At 71.0% G+C, this 18,700-nt stretch carries 18 protein-coding genes; 1 reads left to right on the top strand and 17 read right to left on the bottom strand.

The features are described from left to right. Positions 1 to 30 precede the first annotated feature (30 nt). From ACWF94_RS03220 to murJ, 10 genes are all read right to left on the bottom strand, one after another. On the bottom strand, positions 31 to 957 hold the full coding sequence (locus ACWF94_RS03220) for a LuxR C-terminal-related transcriptional regulator (RefSeq protein ID WP_453484161.1): 927 nt from the start codon (positions 955 to 957) through the stop codon (positions 31 to 33). Between the two features lie 1,161 nt (positions 958 to 2,118). Next, positions 2,119 to 3,765 (bottom strand): multicopper oxidase family protein, encoded by a 1,647-nt coding sequence (locus ACWF94_RS03215; RefSeq protein ID WP_453484159.1) that lies wholly within the window; start codon positions 3,763 to 3,765, stop codon positions 2,119 to 2,121. A 523-nt stretch (positions 3,766 to 4,288) separates the two neighbouring features. Further along, complete coding sequence (locus tag ACWF94_RS03210; protein ID WP_453484158.1) at positions 4,289 to 4,549, bottom strand: heavy-metal-associated domain-containing protein; 261 nt, start codon at positions 4,547 to 4,549, stop codon at positions 4,289 to 4,291. A gap of 2 nt (positions 4,550 to 4,551) precedes the next feature. After that, positions 4,552 to 5,709, bottom strand: a complete 1,158-nt coding sequence (locus tag ACWF94_RS03205) for an urease accessory protein UreH domain-containing protein (protein ID WP_453484156.1) — start codon at positions 5,707 to 5,709, stop codon at positions 4,552 to 4,554. Between the two features lie 100 nt (positions 5,710 to 5,809). Beyond that, positions 5,810 to 6,244, bottom strand: coding sequence for a hypothetical protein (locus tag ACWF94_RS03200; protein ID WP_453484154.1), 435 nt, complete (start codon positions 6,242 to 6,244; stop codon positions 5,810 to 5,812). A gap of 258 nt (positions 6,245 to 6,502) precedes the next feature. Next, positions 6,503 to 6,958, bottom strand: coding sequence for a hypothetical protein (locus tag ACWF94_RS03195; protein WP_453484152.1), 456 nt, complete (start codon positions 6,956 to 6,958; stop codon positions 6,503 to 6,505). Positions 6,959 to 7,177: 219 nt separating this feature from the next. Continuing rightward, complete coding sequence (locus ACWF94_RS03190; RefSeq protein ID WP_453484151.1) at positions 7,178 to 8,086, bottom strand: M56 family metallopeptidase; 909 nt, start codon at positions 8,084 to 8,086, stop codon at positions 7,178 to 7,180. Continuing rightward, complete coding sequence (locus tag ACWF94_RS03185; protein WP_453484149.1) at positions 8,083 to 8,451, bottom strand: BlaI/MecI/CopY family transcriptional regulator; 369 nt, start codon at positions 8,449 to 8,451, stop codon at positions 8,083 to 8,085. Before ACWF94_RS03185 ends, ACWF94_RS03190 begins: the two co-directional genes overlap by 4 nt. A gap of 183 nt (positions 8,452 to 8,634) precedes the next feature. Continuing rightward, a complete protein-coding gene (locus tag ACWF94_RS03180; protein ID WP_453484147.1) occupies positions 8,635 to 9,129 on the bottom strand; it encodes a sigma factor-like helix-turn-helix DNA-binding protein in 495 nt (164 codons plus the stop codon). Positions 9,130 to 9,197: 68 nt separating this feature from the next. Beyond that, positions 9,198 to 10,835, bottom strand: a complete 1,638-nt coding sequence (gene murJ / locus ACWF94_RS03175) for a murein biosynthesis integral membrane protein MurJ (protein WP_453484163.1) — start codon at positions 10,833 to 10,835, stop codon at positions 9,198 to 9,200. A gap of 197 nt (positions 10,836 to 11,032) precedes the next feature. Between murJ and ACWF94_RS03170 the strand changes: the two genes are divergently transcribed. Then, entirely contained in the window at positions 11,033 to 12,187 is a 1,155-nt protein-coding gene (locus tag ACWF94_RS03170) for a lipid II:glycine glycyltransferase FemX (RefSeq protein WP_453484146.1), read from the top strand. A gap of 196 nt (positions 12,188 to 12,383) precedes the next feature. On the opposite strand, the gene ACWF94_RS03165 is transcribed toward ACWF94_RS03170, so the two are convergent. The 7 genes from ACWF94_RS03165 to ACWF94_RS03135 form a co-directional block, all read right to left on the bottom strand. Further along, positions 12,384 to 13,571, bottom strand: coding sequence for a nitric oxide synthase oxygenase (locus tag ACWF94_RS03165; protein ID WP_453484144.1), 1,188 nt, complete (start codon positions 13,569 to 13,571; stop codon positions 12,384 to 12,386). Positions 13,572 to 13,735: 164 nt separating this feature from the next. After that, entirely contained in the window at positions 13,736 to 14,383 is a 648-nt protein-coding gene (locus tag ACWF94_RS03160) for a sterol desaturase family protein (RefSeq protein WP_453484142.1), read from the bottom strand. After that, positions 14,380 to 15,225 carry an SDR family oxidoreductase gene (locus ACWF94_RS03155; protein WP_453484140.1) on the bottom strand — a complete coding sequence of 282 codons (846 nt, stop codon included), beginning with the start codon at positions 15,223 to 15,225 and terminating at the stop codon, positions 14,380 to 14,382. The genes ACWF94_RS03160 and ACWF94_RS03155 overlap by 4 nt, the downstream gene beginning before the upstream one ends. A 46-nt stretch (positions 15,226 to 15,271) precedes the next feature. Then, positions 15,272 to 15,787, bottom strand: coding sequence for a flavin reductase family protein (locus tag ACWF94_RS03150; protein WP_453484138.1), 516 nt, complete (start codon positions 15,785 to 15,787; stop codon positions 15,272 to 15,274). Then, positions 15,784 to 16,269: a type II toxin-antitoxin system RatA family toxin gene (locus ACWF94_RS03145; protein ID WP_453484136.1), complete on the bottom strand. Its 486-nt coding sequence runs from the start codon at positions 16,267 to 16,269 to the stop codon at positions 15,784 to 15,786. The genes ACWF94_RS03150 and ACWF94_RS03145 overlap by 4 nt, the downstream gene beginning before the upstream one ends. A 6-nt stretch (positions 16,270 to 16,275) precedes the next feature. After that, entirely contained in the window at positions 16,276 to 17,550 is a 1,275-nt protein-coding gene (locus ACWF94_RS03140) for an aspartate aminotransferase family protein (RefSeq protein ID WP_453484135.1), read from the bottom strand. Then, entirely contained in the window at positions 17,547 to 18,659 is a 1,113-nt protein-coding gene (locus ACWF94_RS03135; RefSeq protein WP_453484133.1) for an SDR family oxidoreductase, read from the bottom strand. Before ACWF94_RS03135 ends, ACWF94_RS03140 begins: the two co-directional genes overlap by 4 nt. Positions 18,660 to 18,700 lie beyond the last annotated feature (41 nt).

The following is an 18,700-nucleotide window of genomic DNA, read 5'->3' as shown; positions in this document are numbered from 1 at the left end:
CCCCGGGCCTCAACTCCGGCCCCCCTGGCCTCAGTAGAGCCAGCGGAGGCGATGGGCCGCGACCCCCGCCTGAAACCGGCTCTCGGCACCCAGTGTCCGCATGATGTCGGCCACATGGCGGCGATAGGTGCGCAGCGAGATATTGAGGGTCCGCGCCCCGGCGCTGTCGGTGAGACCGCTGTTCATCAGGCGCAGAATCTCGCGGTCACGGACATTGAGCGCGGTGGTGGCCGTCGAGTCCAGCGGTACCGCGCTCAGCCACACCGTGGTGAAGACGGAGCGCAGACTGTTCACCACCACGGGATTACGGATCATGATCGAACCACTGCGCGGATTGCTCTGGTCGGCCGGAATCAGCGCGGTCTTCCGATCGAAGATCACCAGCCAGCCGGGCACATTCTCCGACACCCGCGCCTCGGCCCCGACCAGCCCACTGGTGTCGATGTCCCCGCCGCTGATAAGCTCCCGGTCCTGCTGGAGAATTCCCCAGTCGTACAACAACCGCGCCTGACGTCCGGGCGGCTCCAGCACAAGTTCCAGCGCGTTCTGTGTACTCATGTTTCTGATGTTCCTGGAGTGCTGAGGAATCATCATCAGTATTTCGTGGTCGACCATGTCGCTGTATTTGCGGACCAGGTCTCCGATGCTCTCGTCCAGGTGCGCGTTGTCGTTCACTCCGCAGAGGTCGCGATACCGGCCACCGGACATCGGTTGGGGCGGACGGCCGTGCGCGGGCCGGATTCCCCGGCCCTGAAGGGTGCGGACGAGGCTCTTGGGGGCGCCGCTCCGCGCGGAGGACTGCTCCAACAGGTCCGTCGAAGCGTCGTCCGGCCGGGCGGTCGGCAGCGGCTCGGCCGACGCCCGGTGCTGCGTGCTCACGCCCCGCGAGCGGAAATTGTAGGCGGCGAACATCGCCGGCAGGGCTATCACGGCCACGAGTTGGGTGAATAAGAACATGTCGAACGTTTCCCCCTGCAATGGTCTTGAACGTGGGCGGGCAAGGGCGGAGTCAATCGCCCGGCTCCCGCGTCGTCACCGTCGTACGGCCGATGGCCCATGCAGTCACGCGATCGTCTCGCACCGGCCTGCGACAGCCCTGCCGTGACCGGGCTCTCGGGTCGGCACAGGACGGAACGCGGGCCGCTCATCACGGCATGGTGCGGGCTCCGGCACGACGGCGGCACGTGCACCGGGACACGGCGGTGTCCCATCCGTTTGCTGTCAGGGGCAGTTCGCGAAATCTCCGCAAGCGGAGGGCGCTGCTCCCTGCTGGAGAACCGGCGACAGCCGAGGCATATGTCCCGCCCTGGGGGTCATCCGGTTCGGTTTGAGCGTCAGACCAGTGCATGGCGTGATGGCTCCTCCCCGTTTGCAGTAGATCGTTTCCGCGCCGTACGAAGCTGTCAAGCTCGACACGTCGCCTCCGCAAGACCTCCGCCTCCTCCCCCTGCTACCCCTCCTACCCCGCCTACCCCTGCGGGACCGGTCCCCGGGAGAGCAGGCCGACGGAACACCCGCTCCGGCACCGGAGGCCACAGAGTGGCCAACACCACGCCACCACCCAAAGATTCCGTGCCGCCGGCCCGGCCCGGGTCGGGGTACACGCTGGTGAGGTGGTCGCCGATCCGTCGGCGCGGGCCCGGGTGGATGTCGTACGCGCCGGGATCCGACCGCTGGGCGAAGATCCGCCGACTAGCCGACTAAAGGGAGCGGACACCGTACGGCGAGGATCGCTCCGCCAGGGCGCTGATCAACTCGTCGCGGCCGCCGCCGGATCGACGAGTGCGGGCAACTGGGCGGCGGGGAGGCTGTTGGCGTCGGGTCCGCCGGGCAGTACGAGCCGCAGGGCGGACCGTACGGTGGCCCGGTCGTCGGTGAACCGTACGGCGAGCCGGTCGTCGGCGATCAGCGCTCGTAAACGTTCGTCAGCGCTCGTCAGCGCTCGGGCTGTCGCGGGCGGGGCGCTCTTCGACTCCCCGGTGCATCCTCAACGGTGATGCCGATCCTGTGGTGGCCTGATGGATCCGCGGCCGGGAGGATCTGACGCGGTCTGTGGGCGGTGCGGTGGCGGTTGCCCGGTGCTGGCCGGGCGGGTGGTGACCTCGCCGGTCGCCGGTCTCACTCGCGGTGGCCGTCGTGCCCCGCGGCGGGATCCGGAGAGGCGGACGGGGTCCGGTCCGGCCGCCCCTTCCCGGCCGGGGCCGGGTCCGGCCCGGTGACCACGAACTGGCCCATCATTCCCTGATCCTCGTGGTAGAGGATGTGGCAGTGGAACATGTACGGGGTCCTCGGGTCGGCGTAGTCGCCGAAGCGCACGGCCACCCGTACCGGCTCACCCGCCCGCAGGAAGATCGTGTCCTTCCAGCCGCTCAGCTCCGGCGGCGGCGCTTCACCGCCCACGGACAGGACCTGGAACTGGGTGTCGTGGACATGGAAGTTGTGCGGACTGTCGCCGAGGTTGGACAGCTCCCAGATCTCGGTGGTGTCCCTGGCGACCTCGAAGTCGATCCGGCTCATGTCCATCGCCTTGCCGTTGATCTGGGTGTCGCCCAGTTCGAAGCGTCGATCGACATGGGTACCCGCACCGCCCGGCAAGCCGAGTCGGGGGCGCTCGGCAAGAGTGCCGGGCGGTGCGGGAGAGGGGGTGAGCCGGTCGGCCGCACGGAATTCGAGCACATCGAACGTGTCGTCGCCGCCGACGAAGCGGGTGATGCCGACCTCCCCGAGATCGGGGGGATCGCTGCGGAGCACCACCCGCTCGCCCGGCTGGAACGTCACCACGATCTCGGCGCGCTCGCCGGGTGAGAGTTCGATGTGCTCGGTGGTGTACGGGGCGGGCAGCAGCCCGCCGTCGGTGCCGACGAGCGCGAACGGCCGTCTGTCCGACAGTACGAAGCGGTAGGTCCGCGCGTTGGAGGCGTTGAGCAACCGGAGCCGTACGCGCTGGGTGGTCACATCGAGGTAGGGCCCGAACGTGCCGTTGACCAGGATCGTGTCGCCCATGATCCCCATGCCGCCGAACATCGCTTGGCCTTCGTCGAACCGGTTGCCGTCGCCGAAGTTCTTGTCCTGCACGATCACCGGGATGTCGTCCACCCCGTACCGGCTCGGCAGTCCGGGCTCTCCCGCCCCCGGGTCGTCCAGGATGAAGAGCCCGGCCAGCCCGCGGTAGACGTGCTTGGCGGTCGCCCCATGGGGGTGCGGGTGGTACCACAGGGTGCTCGCCGGCTGGTCGACCTTCCAGGTCGGCGACCAGGTCGAGCCCGACCGGATCGGCTGGTGCGGCCCGCCGTCCATCACGGCGGGCAGATGCATGCCGTGCCAGTGGAGCGAGGTCGTCTCCGGCAGGTCGTTGCGCACATTGACCACGACCGTCTCACCGCGGGTGGCCCGGAGCGTGGGGCCGAGGTACCCGTTGTCGAAGCCCCAGGTGGGGGTCGCCGACCCGGAACGGATGCGTCGGGTGCCCGTCGTGGCGCGCAGTCCGAAGACCCGGCGCCCCGATCCGTCCCGGCGGCTCGCCGCCAGCGGCGGTATCGCCAGCCGGTTGGCGAACCTGACCTGCCCCACGGTGTTCACGTCGGCGGTCAGCCACATCCAGCCGTATCCTCCCCCGGCCAGCGCCGCCACACTCGGCACCCCGATCAGCGCGGCCTTCAGCAGCCCCCGCCGGGTGACCCGCCGACGCCGGGGCCGGGGTTCGCCGGACGGTACGCCGAGCGGCTCGGCATTCGGCGCCTGCGGGTGGGCCTGGGGCGTGGTCAACGTTCCGGATCCTTGTCTTTACCTTCGATCGAGGTCCTCAGGATCTCCGCGTCCTCACGGTCGATACAGAGGTGGCGGGGCAGACCGAGGGGCGTTGCGGGCAGACCGCAGGGGCACCGACCGGGGGCACCGACCACAGGGGCGCTGACCTCAGGGGCATGTGGGGCCCGCTGCCCGCGCCATTCGGCTCAGCGGGAGAGAGCGGCGCCCAGCACACGGCGGAGTCCGGCGGCGGGCGTGGCCGCCGGGCCCGGCGGGACCCGTGGTGCGGCGGGACCCGTGTTGCGCAGGCGTGCGGGAGCGGCTGAAGGCCGGTCAGCCCCTCAACGCCCGGACCATGGTCGGGGACTGGCTCGACGAGTGGCTCGGCGGGAAGAAGAGCCTGCGTGTCGGCGGAGACCGGCCGCTACAAGCGGTACGAGGTCGATGTCCGTGTCCAAGTCGATGTCCGTGTCCAAGACGACTGCCGGCCCGGGTTTCCCGGGGGCCGGGTTTCCCGGGCCGGGCAGTCGTCTGCTCGGCCTCAGACGACCTGCCGCGCCTCGTACTCGCCTGCCTGGCGCACCGCGGCCACCAGCGCGCTCGTGTCCACGGCCGCGCCCTCCTCGAACCGGACCGTGCTGCGCCCGCTGCGCAGGTCAGTTCGTGCCGAGCGCACGCCGGGGATCGCTTCCAGCTCGTGGTCGATGAGCAGGCCGCAGCTCGTGCAGTGCATCCCCTCGACTTCGAGGACCACCTCGGGCCCCCCGGACTCCTGCCTCTTCCTGCCGCCGAACAGTCGCATGATCACACCTTCCCGAAATCGATGGCACCGCTCTGCATGCCCATGGCGCAGGAGAACCGGAGTTCCCCGGCGTCACGCGTTCCGAGGTCGATCTCGGTGTCGCCGTTCTGCTTGACGATCTCCTGGACGCCGAGTTCGGGGATGGTGAACGCCCGCGCGCAGCCGCCCGAGTCCTTGCCGCGCAGGACGAGCGTGGTGGGCAGTCCTGCCTTCGCTGTGAACCGGGTGGGGAGGTAGAAGTCCGTCACCGTCAGGGTGATCACCTGCCGGCCGGAGGTGTCGACCAGGACGGGCGGATCGTTGGGGACTGACTGCTGTGCGCCGTCCGCGCCCGCCTGTCTGTCCGGGGAACCGGGCTCGATGGAGAAGACGGGAGCAGCCGCCGACGCGCTCGCACCGCCCTGGTACAGGCTGACCCAGCCGCCCGCCTGGAGCCCGGACGCGACCGTCCAGACGGCGATCATGAGGACGACGATGCCGGTGAGCGAGGCCAGTTGGCCCGAGAGCGCCGAGCTGGTGCGGCGGAACAGGTAGCCGAGGACGGCGAACAGCGGAGCCGTACCGAGGACGAACCCCGCCATCACGGCGGCGCCGGCCATCCAGGACCCTGACGTCACGGCGATCAGCTGCACCGACAGCGTGACCCCGCACGGGATGAGGACGGTCGCCAGACCGATCAGGCCCGGCGTGGCCAGGGACTCGGTCCTGGCACTGCGCCGGAACAGCCGGCCGAAGGAGGCCGGCGCCCGGGGCACGAAACGGCCCGCCGCCTTGACCCCGAACAGATCGAGCGCGAACAGCACCATCAGCACGCCGGACGCGATGAGCATCACGGCCCGGGCGCGGGGGGTGGGCTGAAGGGCGTCACCGAAGACGCCGAGCAGTGCGCCGATGACGGTGTGGGAGACGAGCTTGCCTGCGAGGAAGGCGCCGACGGGCGCGAGCGTCTTGGGCTTGGTCGGGGGAGAGACCGGTGCGGGCTTCCCGGCGGGGCGGCGTGCCGCTGCTGTGGCGGGAACGTCGGTGTGGCCTGGGGCAGCGGAGGCGCGGCGGGTCACCGCACCCGCGAGCAGACCCCCCTGGGCGGCGGCGCATGAGGCACCACCGGCGACCAGGCCGGTCGTGAGACCGGTCACGAACAGGGCGGTGGACAAAGGCATGCGTCGGGAACTCCTGAGCAGAGAAGGCGGCACTGGCTCTCGTGCCGAATGGACGTGAGGGCGGTATGTCCGAGGAAGGGGTTCCACGGACGGGGCGCCGTCACGTCCGGCTGACGCACAGACGGGTCAGTTCAGGAGTGGAGGGCTGGGCGAGCGGGGGTGGCACACCGGGACGCGGTGGCCCCGGCTGCATGAACGCGGGCTCCGGCCCGTCGAAGCCGTGGGCGTACCCGGTCTGCTCGCCACCGACCGGCAAGACGGAGGGTTGCGCGCAGTCGCTTGCGCACGGCATCGGGCACGATTGCTCAAGGCCGTGGACATCGGACACGGACGGAGCCGCGCTCTTCCCGGCCTGGTGCGACCCGGTCGGCATGGGCTCCATGCCCATGGACTGCGTCGAACCGGGCACGCCCGACATGGTCGTGCTGGGCATGGCCACGGCCGGTCGGGCCAGCTCGGTCAGGCACAGTGTGACGACACATGCCACCAGCAGCACAGGCAGCAGCCTGAGGCGGGCGAAGGCGGTGGTCGTCACGAGCGGAATCGTAGCGGCAGCGGGTGTCGGCCGGACGTGAGCGCGTGGCTACGGCACGACTACGAGGTGACGCCGCCGCTGCGAGTAGCGCCTGGCTCCCGGGTGCCGACCTCCGGGACGACCTTCGGCCGGACTGAACGCGGCATTGCGGCCGGACCCCCGGTTTCTGGGGCCCAAGGATCCGGGCATCGAGCAGGCACTGGTGACTGATGGATGAAACGTGACGCCCAGACCGCGCACCGCCCGGATCGCCGGGCGTCATGAGGGTACGGGGCAATTCTCGGCGGTACGGAGTCGGCGGATCAGCGCGTACGCGAGCAGGCCCACCGAGGCGAGCGCCAGAACGGGCTGCAGCGGGGCCCAGATGGACAGGGCGCCGCTCATGCCGAGCGCGAGCACCACCAGCTTGTTGCAGGTGGGACAGCCGACGGCGAAGGCGGAGAGCAGACCGGCCCCCAAGGCGCGGGCGGTCTGGGGGCGAGCCTGCGCGTGTTCCTCGACGGCCGGGCGGGGACCCACGCGGACATACGACGCGACGAGCAGCCCCTCAAGGAGGGAACTCACGATCCACACCGGGTAGTTCCACCACAGGACGGGCGTCATGCGGGTGTAGAAGGGCGACGGGACGACGCCCGTGGGCACACCGATCACGACTGCGGTGAGCAGGGCCACCGCCGCAGCGACGGCCCACCTCCGGAGGGGCCAGCTGCGCATGAACGTACTCCTGGGGAGAGGGGTGCCGTCGGCCGATTGGCAGGCCATGACGGGGGAGCCCGCTCGGATCGACCGGCCGACGGCGAGACCGATCATAGACTACTATTTTACTTAGAAGCTAAGTTGAGATTCTTGCTTCGCATTCCGCCGTGGGGCGCGGGCGGCCACGCCCGGACCGGGAGGTCAGGAGAAACCGTGCTGGGGCTGGTGGGTCTGCGGTCAGACGCCGGGCGGGCAGGCGACCAGCAGCGGCAGCAGCGGGACGGTCAGGGCGACCGAGGCCAACGAGCCCCAGAGTGCCGGGTGAGGGGCCCGGCGCGGGCCGAGGATGCGCTTCATACGGAGGAGGGCCGTCGAGCCGCCCGCGCCGAACGCACCCTTCGGGGCCCGGCCCGCAGCCATCTCGTACATCGCGGTCGCGAGGACCTCGTGCGAGTGGCTCCGCAGCGCGCGGTCGTCCGCGGCCATCTCCAGCAGCACGGCCAGCTCCTCCCGTGCCCGGCGCGCGAGTGGCACCCAGGGGAAGACCGTGGCGAATGCCTGCGCAGCCGCGATCAGCAGATGATGACGGCCGGCGATGTGTGCCCGTTCATGTTCCAGGACGGCGTCGAGTTGCTCTTCCGTGAGAAGTCGCACGGCAGCCTCGCTCACGACGATGCGGGAGCGGAAGCCCGGTAGGCAGTACGCGGCGGGGGTGCCGTGCGGCAGGACGGTCGCCCGCAGGCGGTCACAGCGCACCCCCACCTTGTCGAGCCGGTCGCGGTGCCGGGCACGTATGAGTCCCGCCCGCGTGAGGTGGCAGAGAAAAGCGCCGGCGAAGGCGGCGACCACGGCGAGGGGCATCGCCAGAGCCAGCCGGTCGGCAGTGGTCGGGTCGGGTGCCGCGGATCCGATGTCCAGGCCGCAGGCGTGCAGCAGCCCGATGAGTCCGGCGTGCAAGTGCTCGGTGGGGGTGGCCAGCTGGGAAGCGGCGAGCGCGGTGGCGAGCGTGAAGGAGAGCACGAGGGCGAGCCAGACCGCTGCCGCAAGGGCTGGTGCCCGGTGCGGCCATGCGCCGCGCACCATGAGGCGTGGGGCAGCGACGCCCACCACGGCCGCGTACCCCAGGAGGGCCGGGGCCGCGTTCACTGTTTCGCCCGTCGCTCGCGGTTCCGCAATGCCCTCCGCAGGGCCGCGATCTCGTCGTCGGCGAGGTTGTCGACGAATTGGACCAGGGCCGCCGGCCGGTCCTCGCTGACTTCCAGGCCGTCTTCCATGAGTGCGGCCGAGTACGCCTCGCGGGTCCGAGTGGCCTTGTACAGCCAGACCCGGCCGTCCCTGGCCCGCGTGAGGTGGCCCTTGTGGAAGAGGATCGTCGTGACCGTGGTCACGGTCGTGTAGGCGACCTCCCGGTGCCGATTGATGTCGTCGACGACCTCACGCACGGTCGCGGGGCGGTCCCATCTCCAGAGGCGGTCCATGATCTCCGCTTCAAGCTCCCCCAGCCGGCGCATGGCCCGTTCCTCTCCGCTGATCCGCTCTCGATGCATAGTAGACGGGCGTTCACGTCGAGTTTCCGCGCTCAGCCCCCTCGCCGTGCCTCGGCTGGGACCGTGACCGCGTAGCCGCGGCTTCCGCTGTCGCCGTCGCGTCGGCGACCGTCCGGACCGATTCCGAGGACCACTGTGCTTCGTTCCTCACACCCGGGTGCCCTCCGCGCCCCGCTCGGCGAAGTGGGCGGCGAGGGCGGCCCTGGCACGTCTGAGCCGCGTCTTGACCGCCCCCGGGGTCGCGCCGGTCTCCTCGGCCACGACGGCGACCGGCAGATCGAGCAGATAGTGCAGAACGACGGCCCGGCGCTGGTCCGAGCCGAGCGTCCGCAACGCCTCGACCAGGGCGACGTGGTCGGGTCCCAGAGCCGGCAGATCGGGGGGCGGTCCGTGCCGGACGTGGGCACGCCCACGGTTCCGGGATTTGCGCCAGGAGCTGACGGCGCACCGCATCGCGACGGTGCGGACCCATGGTGTCGGATCGTCGCCACCGGCGGTCAGCCTTTCCCAGTGCGGCCACGCCCGCGCGAAGGCTTCCTGCACGGCGTCCTCGGCCTCGGTCATGTCCCGGGTCACCCGGTACACCCCGGCGATCAGTGTTCTCGCCCGGGAGGCGTAGTAGGCGTCGAAGTGTTCGCGCACGGTGGTCGGGGCACCAGAGGCGGCAGCCGGTGCGGGTCCCGCCACAGTTGTCCACCGGCTCACCCGGATCACCGGTCCGACGTCTGCCGGTGCCGCCCGGGTCCGCCGGACCTGCGCGACAGTCGACCGACGAGGTCTGTGACCTCGGTGATGCCCAGTGGCCCGGACAACGCCAGCGCCGATACCACCACCGCGGCGGCTCCCAGGACCAGACCGACCGCGTCGCCCTGCGGGCCGGATCCGAAGGTACGGGTGGCCCAGATGCCCGCCCCGTACGCCACCAGTGCCCCCGGCACGGATGCCACGAGGAGCGCGAGATGTGTGCTCATGACCCGCCGCCCCCGCAGGCCGCGCCCCCGCCGGTCCGCGGCCCGCAGCCGCCGGTGCAGCACCCACGCGGTGCACAGCACACCCGCGAGACACGCGACGGCGTAGGCGGCGGCCATCCCCGCCACCGCATGACGCGCGGGCAGGTACCGGTACGCCGCCGTCGTGCCGAGTGCGTTGAGCGTGGCGATCACCAGCGTCAGGAAGAACGGGGTGCGGGTGTCGGAGAGTGCGTAGAAGCCTCTGGCCAGTGCGTACTGCGCGGCGAACGCCGGGAGGCCGGGGGCGAACGCGGCCAGCACGAGCGCGATCGCCCGTGCGTCGGCCTCGTCGACCCGGGCGTACTGATAGGCGACGCCCACGATCTGGGGCGCGAGCACCAGCAGGATCACAGCAGCCGGGACGATCGCGATCGCCGAGGTGCGCAGTCCACGGCTGAGGCCCGTGGCAAGGCTCCCGGTGTCCCCGGCGGCGGCGGCCCGGCTCATGGCCGGAAGAAGCGCGGTGACCAGCGAGACGGTGATCACCCCTTGGGGCACCACCCAGAGCTGATAGGCGTTGGTGTACGCGGTGAAGCCGACGCCCGCCGTGACCCCATCGGCCGCCGCCTGGACACCCGCCGAGGTGGAGAGTCTGGTCACGACCCAGTAGGCGGCCTGGTTGACGAGGACGAGCGCGAGGGTCCACCCTGCCGCGCGCATCGGGCGGGTGAGCCCGGATCCCTTCCAGTCGAAGCGGGGCCGCCATCGGAACCCGGACGCACGCAGTGACGGAATGAGCGCCAGCGCCTGGACGGCGATCCCGGCGCTGCTGCCGAGACCGAGCAGCAGGATGTGCCCGTCGCTCATCCCGGACGCGTCGGAGACGTCCGCCGCGACTGCGAGATACAGCCCGAAGACGGCGATCACAACGAGGTTGTTGAGGACCGGGGTCCACATCATCGCGCCGAAGCGGTCGCGGGCGTTGAGGACCTGGCCGAGCAGGGTGAACACTCCGTAGAAGAGGATCTGCGGCAGACAGAACCGGGCAAGGGACAGGGCGAGTTCACTCTGGGCGCCCGTGTAGTCGGTGTACGCGCCGACGATCCACGGTGCGGCCAGGACGGCGGCGGCGGTGATCGCGAGCAGGGCGGTGGCGCACGCGGTGAGCAGGCGGTCGGTGTACGCGGCTCCGCCGTCGGCGTGCTCACTGGCCGCCTTGACCAGCTCCGGAACGAACACCGAGTTGAGCGCACCGCCGATCAGCAGGATGTAGAGGATGTTGGGGACGGTGTTGGCGACGGTGAAGGCGTCGCCGACCAGTCCCGTACCGAGCGCCGCGACGACGACCGCGCCCCGGAGGAAGCCGGTGAGGCGCGAGACGAGCGAGCCGAGCACCATCGCCGCACCGCCCGCCCGCTCCGCGGCAGGCTCCCGGTGTCCCGCGGCGGGCCCCACCGGCTCCGGGCCCGCCCGCCCCCGGGTGAGGTCCCCTGTCACCGGCCCGGCCTCCGGGACGTGTCACCAGTAAGCGGGGAGCACTCGCCCCCTCCAGCCGGAGGGAAGTACTTCGTCCTCAGGGGGTCGTACGCGTGACCATGACGACACATGCCCGGAATCCGCAGCGGACCATGCGGGTGGTGCCGACATCGGCCGAGCACCACAGCGGCTTTCTCCGAACCCGGCATCGATCGGGAGAACCCGGCAGGGTGAGCTTCCTTCAGCACGGCTCGTGGGCCGGGGTGAAAGCGGACTGGGACTCGCAGCGCCTCGGCTGGTTCGACTCCGCCGGCCGGCAGTCCGGCGCGGCGCTGGTGCTGTACCGGCGGGTTCCGGGGTCGCCGCGCTCCTTCGCGTACATCCCCGAGGGCCCGGTGATCGACTGGGCGTCGCCCGACCTCGACGGCTGGCTGGAGCCCCTGCTCGCCCATCTGCTGGACGCGGGGGCGTTCGCGGTGCGGATGGGTCCGCCGCTGTCTGTCCGCCGCTGGAGCGCTTCGTGCCTCAAATCGGTGGCGGGGCCCGGCCGCAGGATCGGTGACGCACTGCCCGACCGGGTGGATCCGCTGGGCGCGTCGGTAGCCGAGCGGCTGCGGGAGTCCGGCTGGCGGCGCTGCGCCGCCGATGCCCAGCCCCGTCACACTTTCGAGGTGCCGTTGCGCGGCAGGACGCTGGACTATGTGTGGTCCGGTTTCAACCAGGAGTGGCGGCGCAACATCAGGAAGTCCGCCCGGGCGGGGGTGTCGGTGGAGATCGCGGACGCCGGCCGGCTCCCGGACTTCCACCGGCTTCTGAAGATCACCGAGCAGCGCGACGGCTTCTCGCTCGGCCGCTCGCTGGAGTACTTCCAGCGCCAGTACCAGGTGCTCAACGAGGAGGAGCCGGGCCGTATGCGGCTCTATCTGGCCCGGTACGGGGATGAGACACTCGCCGCCCACACGATGATCACCGCGGGGCACCGGGTCTGGTACCAGACAGGTGCCTCGGCGAGCCACCGCCGCGAGGTACGGCCCAGCCACGCCCTCCAGTGGCGCATGATGCGGGACGCCGTGGCCCAGGGCGCCGAGGTGTACGACATGAGGGGCGTGCCGAACACACTGGATCCGTCCGACCGGTCCTTCGGGCTGATGCGCTGGAAACTGGGCACGGGCGGCGAGGTGGCCGAGACCCTCGGTGAGTGGGACCTCCCGCTGCCCGGGGCCCTGAACCGCGCGCTGCATCGCGCCCTTGGCGCGTATCTCTCCCGGCGCTGACGCCGGAACCGGCCAGGCAGACGGCCCGGCCTCGTACATGACCCTCATCTGACGGCGGACTCCCCTGCTCTACTTCTGCTAAGTCTCTTAGCAGTTTAGCGCTAGGGCGGCACAGGGCACCGCGCCGACCGAGGGCCCTCCTGGGGCGAGTCCCGCTTCGTCGGGAGCCCACCCGTCAACTGGCGGGCCCCGCGCATCACGGACCTGTCGGCCCCCGGTGAGGGCACTCGTCCCGCCCCTGGGCTCCGGTGCGGGGGACCGGGTAGAAGTTGGGGCGGAGGTCGGCGTCGTCGTAGTAGCGGTGGAACACGGGCGTGATGCCGCCGGACAGTGGCGGGACGATCCAGGTCCAGTCGGCCGGCACCATGCGTCCCTGGCGCTCCTCCCTGGCCAGATGGGTGAGGAAGTGCCGGGACTCGGTGTGATGGTCGCTGATCCGCACGCCGGCCGCGCGGAACGAGTGCAGGACGGCGACATTGAGTTCCACGAGGGCCCGGTCGCGCCACAGGGTGGTCTCGCTGCCGGTGTCCAGGCCGAGGTGTCGGGCGATGACGGGCAGCAGGTTGTAGCGGTCCTCGTCGACGAGGTTGCGGGCGCCGATCTCGGTTCCCATGTACCAGCCGTTGAACGGGGCGAGGGGGTAGTCGAGTCCGCCGACGCGCAGTCGCATGTTCGAGATCGCCGGTACGGCGTGCCAGCGCAGGCCGAGGTCGGTGAGGCGTGGGTGGTCCGGGTGGGTGATGTCCACTTCGAGGACCAGGGCGCGGGGTACGTCGAAGAGCTGGGGCTTGTGGCCGGCGGTTTCGATGATCAGCGGAAGTACCTCGAAGGGGCCTCCCCGAGCCTGCCAGCCGAGTCGTACGGCGGTGTCGGTGAGGGAGGCATGGGCTGGGTCGCCCACGACGGTGCCGTCGTCCTGCCGGTGGCCCGCGTAGCGGATGAGCTGGTCGTTCCACACCCTGGGCCCGGGCCGGCCGGGTGCGTCAGGGGCGAAGACGGAGATGACGGGCCGGATGCGTCCGCCGTTGGTGGCCTGGCGCAGGTGCTCGCACAGGTGCTGGTGGATCTGCTCGGAGGTGACCGCGTCACGGCGGTCGAGGACGCGCAGGCTCTGCCAGTACAGCCGGCCGATGCACCGGCTGGCGTTGCGCCAGGCGACCCGGGCGCCGAAGGTGAGTTCGCCGGCGGTGTGATCGTAGGTGCCCGTCGTCTCGACGGCGTCGCGGATCTGGCCGAGTCGCTCGGCGAGCGGCACCGGCTGCTCGTCGGCGTGCTCGGAGTGGTACTGGCGTATGAACTCTTCCGCCTCGTCCCCGTCCACGACCGCGGCAGCAGGGGCTGAGTAGGGGGCGGGTGTGCGCGCCAGGAGGGTTTCGGAGTTCATGGCATTCCTCGCGGGGTGGCGTGGCGGGTGGTTCGGGTGCACTCCGGCAGGGGCGGGTGGTTCGGGTGCGCTCCGGCAGGGGATGTGGACGCCCACGCGCGGGGGCTGCGAACGGCCGTCGGGTCGAGGCCGGTCATCGCGTGGGCGCCCACGGTCGAGGGGCGTCAGGTGGCGCGGTTCCGGGGTGCCCTGGCCAGGGAGGTACCGAACACCTCGTCCCAGTACGGAGCCGAGATGCCGAAGCCGCGGGTGTCGTCCCGGAAGTGGTGGCGCATATGGAGACGGCGGAGCTGCCGCAGGAGCCTGTTCCTCGGCTTCGCCTGGTGCAGATAGAGGTGGAGCAGGTCGTAGGTGAGATAGCCGAGGGTGTAGCCCGCGCCGAAGGTCAGCGGCAGTGAGCCGAGGCCCGAGGCGAGGTAGATGGTGCCGCCGACCATGGGAACGGACAGCAGGGGGCTGAGGATCGAGCGGCGGACGTCCTGCGGGTACTCGTGGTGGACACCGTGCAGCAGCCAGTGCAGTCGGGCCCCGAAGCCGCGCTCCGGTTCGTAGTGCAGCACCGTGCGGTGGCCCCAGTACTCCGACATCGTCCAGGCCAGATATCCGGCGGCCGCCCAGCCCCAGAGGTGCCAGCCGTCGGCCCGGCTCACCGCGAGATGGACGCAGACGGCGACGACCGGGGTGAAGATGACCGCCGAGGTGACGGGGTGGACATGGACGAGGTGGTCGAGAACCGGGTTGGAGAACTCGGCGGGGGCGTTGCCCCGCTGGATGGCGCCCTTGGTTCCGCCGGCCGGTGCCGGGGCCTTCACGCGTCCGCTCCGTTCCCCGTGGGCGTCAGGATCCGCTTCTCGTAGTCGCGGCGGGCGGTCGCGTCGGTGGTATGCAGCAGTTGGTCGGCCTTGAGGAAACGCCCCATCGCGTCCCGCCAGCTCTGCGGGAGCAGGAAGAGAGACCGGGTGACGGGGTTGGTCCAGCCGGGCACGTACACGTTGTAGCGGCGGGGGTGCCGGGCGGTGGAGACGACCTTGCGCGCGATGTCGGCGGGGGTGAGCAGCGGGACGAAGCGGCCCTTGCCGACGCCGGAGGTCAGCTCCGTGCCGGCGGGGATGGGCAGGACGATGGACAGGGCCACTCCGGAACCGCGCAGTTCGGCGCGTACGCCTTCGGAGAGTCCGACCACTCCGTGTTTGGCGGCGGAGTACGTGGCACAGCCGGGCAGGCCGATCATGCCGACGGCGGAGACCATGTTGATGACATGACCGTGGCCGCGACGGCGCATCGCGGGCAGGGCGGTCTTCATGCCGTTGAGGGTGCCGAGCAGGTTGACCCCGATCTGATGGAGGGTGGCGTCGTCCGTCTCGTGCTCGAAGCGGCCCACGAGCATTTCCCCCGCGTTGTTGACGAAGATGTCGATGTCGCCGTGCTCGGCTTCGACCGCCTTGAAGAACGCCTGGACGCCGGCCGGTACGGTGACATCGAGTTCATGCGCGGTGGCGCCGATCCGGGTGGCGGCGGTGCGGGCGTGGCCGAGATCGCGGGCGCCGATGGCGACCTTGGCTCCGGCTGCGAGGAACGCCTCGGCGGTGGCGAGGCCGATGCCGCGGCTGCCGCCGGTGATGGCGACGACCTTGCCTGTGAGGTCTTTGGGCATGAGTGCTCCATGAGTTGTCGGGTGGGGTGATGCGCGGGGGCAGAGGTCAGACGGGCGTGGTGAAGCGTCTGTTGTGCCAGATCAGTGGGGTGCCGTCGCTGTGCCCCGTGGCGCGCACCAGACCGGTGAGGATCGTGTGGTCTCCCCCGGGGTGCGTGTCCTGGACCTCGCAGGCCAGCCAGGCGAGTGCCCGGCGCAGTACGGGCACCGAGGCGATCCGGTCGTGGGCGAGGCCCGCGAACCGGTCGACCGGGCCCTGGTCCGGCCGGGCGAACCGTTCGGCGAGCGGAGCCTGATGGGCGTGGAGCACATTGACGCCGAACGACCCGTGGGCGCGGACGCGGGCCAGGGTGCGGCTCTCGTTGGCGATCGCGACGAGCGTCAGCGGTGGCTCCAGTGACAGCGAGCAGAGCGCGGCGGCGGTCATCCCGTACGGGCCCTCGGGTCCGTAGGTCGTCACGATGCTCACGCCTGTCGGCAGCCGCGCGAATGCGTCGCGGAACTGTCCGGGTGATACCTGTCCGTTGGCCAGTACGGCCGGGGCGACGCCCGGATGGGTCATGACCGGCTGCCCTGGAGCGCGGTGGCCGGTGCCGTGGGACGGACACCGATGTGCTCGCCGAACAGGCCCCGCAGGATGCGCTCGATGCTCTCCGCGAGCGCGTCGCGGGCGATCGGGTCGATGATCGCGGCCAGGCTCGGCATCCCCAGGTCGAAGACAGCGGCGAAACGCACGCGCGTACGGCCGTCGTCCTCGGCGAAGACCTGCCAGGAACCGTCGAAGCGGTCGAAGTCACCCTCGGTCTGGGTGAAGTCGATCGTGCGGGCGGCAGGGTCGATCCGGTCCTGCTCGGTCCAGCACAGCACACCGTTGCGGAAGTTCACCGACCAGTGGGAGGTGACGACACCGTCGTCCGCGTCGGTGATGGTGACCTCTCGTACGGCGTCGGTGTATCGGGGGTAGCCGGAGAAGTCGGCGAGCCGAACGAAGATCGCGTCCGCCGTGGTGCCGGGGATCATCGCGTCCAGGGTGACACTGGGCATAGCGGGTCATATCCCTTTCCGTGCGGTGGTACGGAACAACGCGGTGGTACGGCGCAGGGCGGTGGCGGCGGTCGCGAACGCCTCGGCGAGCCTGCCGAGGTCGTCGGCCGTGAGCAGGGCGGGCGGGGTGAGCCGTACGACTCTGTGGGCGTTGAGCGAGTGGTTGACGAGTACGCCCGCTTCGATGAGGTGCAGAACGAGTTCCCCCGCGAGTGCTTCGTCGGCCAGTTCGATGCCGATCAGCAGGCCGCGGCCCCGGATCTGGACCACCGCGCCGCCGAGCAGTGGTGCGAGGGCCTCGTGCAGCAGGCGCAGCAGGCTCTCGCCGAGGTCGGCGGCCCGCTGGACGAGGCCCTCTTCGCCGATGGCCGTCACGGCGGCGGCTGCCGCGGCCATCGCGACGGGCGCACCCGCGAAAGTGGAGGTGTGGAGGAACGGGTCCCGGTCGAAGGGGGCGTACGCCTCTTTCGTGGCGACCGCGGCGGCCACGGGGATGATCCCGCCCGAGAGGTTCTTGCCCACCAGCAGCACATCGGGGCGGACCTGTTCGGGATCGGCTCCCCACCAGGTGCCCAGCCGGCCGAGGCCGGTCTGGATCTCGTCCAGGACGAAGAAGCCCCCGTGTTCGGCGCACAGTCGCGCCACATCGGTGAGATAGCCGTGCGGGGGCAGGATGACGCCGCCTTCCCCCTGGACGGGTTCGATCACGACGCACGCCGGATCCCCGGAGCGCAGTGCCGTTTCGAGCGCGGCGGCGTCGCCGTACGGAAGGTGTTGGGCGGGCAGCAGCGGGGCGAACGGCTCCTGGTAGAAGGGCTTGCCGGTCAGTGCGAGAGCGCCGGTGGTCTTGCCGTGATAGCCGCCGGTGGTGGAGATCAGCCGGCGGTTGCCGTGAGCGCGGGCGAGTTTGACCGCGGTCTCGGTGGCCTCCGCGCCGGAGGTGACGAAATGGGCGTAGTCGAGGCCGGGCGGAGTCACCCGCGCCAGTGCGGTGGCCGCTGCCGCGGCGGTCGGCTCCAGCAGGAGCCGGGTGGCCATCGGATGCCGGTGGATCTGTTCGACGACCGCCGCCGTCACCGCCGGATGGCGGTGGCCCAGCAGAAAGACCCCGTAGCCTCCGCAGTCCAGATACTCCTTGCCCGCCGAGTCCCACACCTTCGTGCCTTCGGATGCCACCTCCATCACCGCCCCGGTCAGCGCGGCAAGGCGTGCCCTGCCCCGGCCGACATGCCGGCGGTAGGTGTCCATGACCTCCCCGATGCCGGGCACGGTGGCCGTCACGCCGGTGCCCCGCCGCCGAGCCGCTCCGGTGTACGGGCCGGGACGAGTCCTTTCGCCCGGGCGAGGTGCGCGACCGACGCCGTGTACGCGGACTCGATCCGGGCCCGGGAGATCTCGGGCCCCGACAGGTCACTGGGGAACGGTCCCGCGCCCGCGAACAGCGCCGTCATCGCGAGCAGGTCGTCGAACCGGCGGCGGGTCCGGGCGTGGAGGCCGCTGATGAAGACCGGGCGGATGAGCCGGTCGACCATCTCGGGGCCCACCATGCGCGGAACACGCAGGGCGATGCCCAGATCGGCGGCGGCCTTCGCGGTCAGTTCCAGGGCGCGTTCGGCGGTCGGTGCGTTCTCACCAGCGGTGATCCACACCTCACCGTGCCTCGGGGGCCCTCCCGCCGGCCCCGCCGGGCGTTCCCCCATCCGGGCGGAGCCCCCGGTTCCCTCGGTGACCAGGGCGGCGACCGTTCGGGCGACGACGTCGCAGGGCACGAAATCGACCCGTGAGCCGCCGGGAACCGGCACCACCGGGAGCAGCCCGCGCAACAGGGCGTGGATGACGCCGTGCATGCCCTGGAACGCGGAGATCTCTCCGGTCACCGAGTCGCCGATCACCACCGACGGCCGGATGATCAGCGCCGGCAGTCCGCTTTCGCGTACGGCGGCCTCCCCGGCGCGCTTGGAGTCCAGATAGTCCTCCGGCCGGGCCGTGGCGTCCCCCGCGTCGCAACCGCGGCCCGCGCGGGTCAGCTCGTGGCGGGCCACGAAAGCCGTGGACAGGTGGTACAGCTTCGCCCCGGAGTCCTCGGTGAAGCGCAGGACGGCACGGGTGCCGGCCTCGTTGAGGCGGTGGGTGGCGGCCGGGCCACTCGTGAAGCCGGTGACGGCGGCGCCGTGCACGACCGCGTCGACCCGGGCGGCGAGTGCGGTGTACGTGCGCCGGTCCAGGCCGAGGCGGGGAGCGGTCAGATCGCCGCTGACGCACTCGTCGGCACCGGGACAGGGGGCGTGGTGGGTCAGGGCGATGACATGGCAGTGGGTCAGTTCCTTGAGGATCGCGGTGCCGACGACACCGGAACCTCCGGTGAGCAGCACGGTCGGGGCAGCGGGCACAGGTGTGTCACCTCGGGGTTCAGTGGGAGAAGTGAGGCGGA

The sequence above is a fragment of the Streptomyces sp. NPDC055078 genome (genome assembly GCF_053607985.1).
The sequence above is the reverse complement of the archived record's forward strand: the minus strand, read 5'-3'. Positions and strand labels throughout refer to the sequence as shown.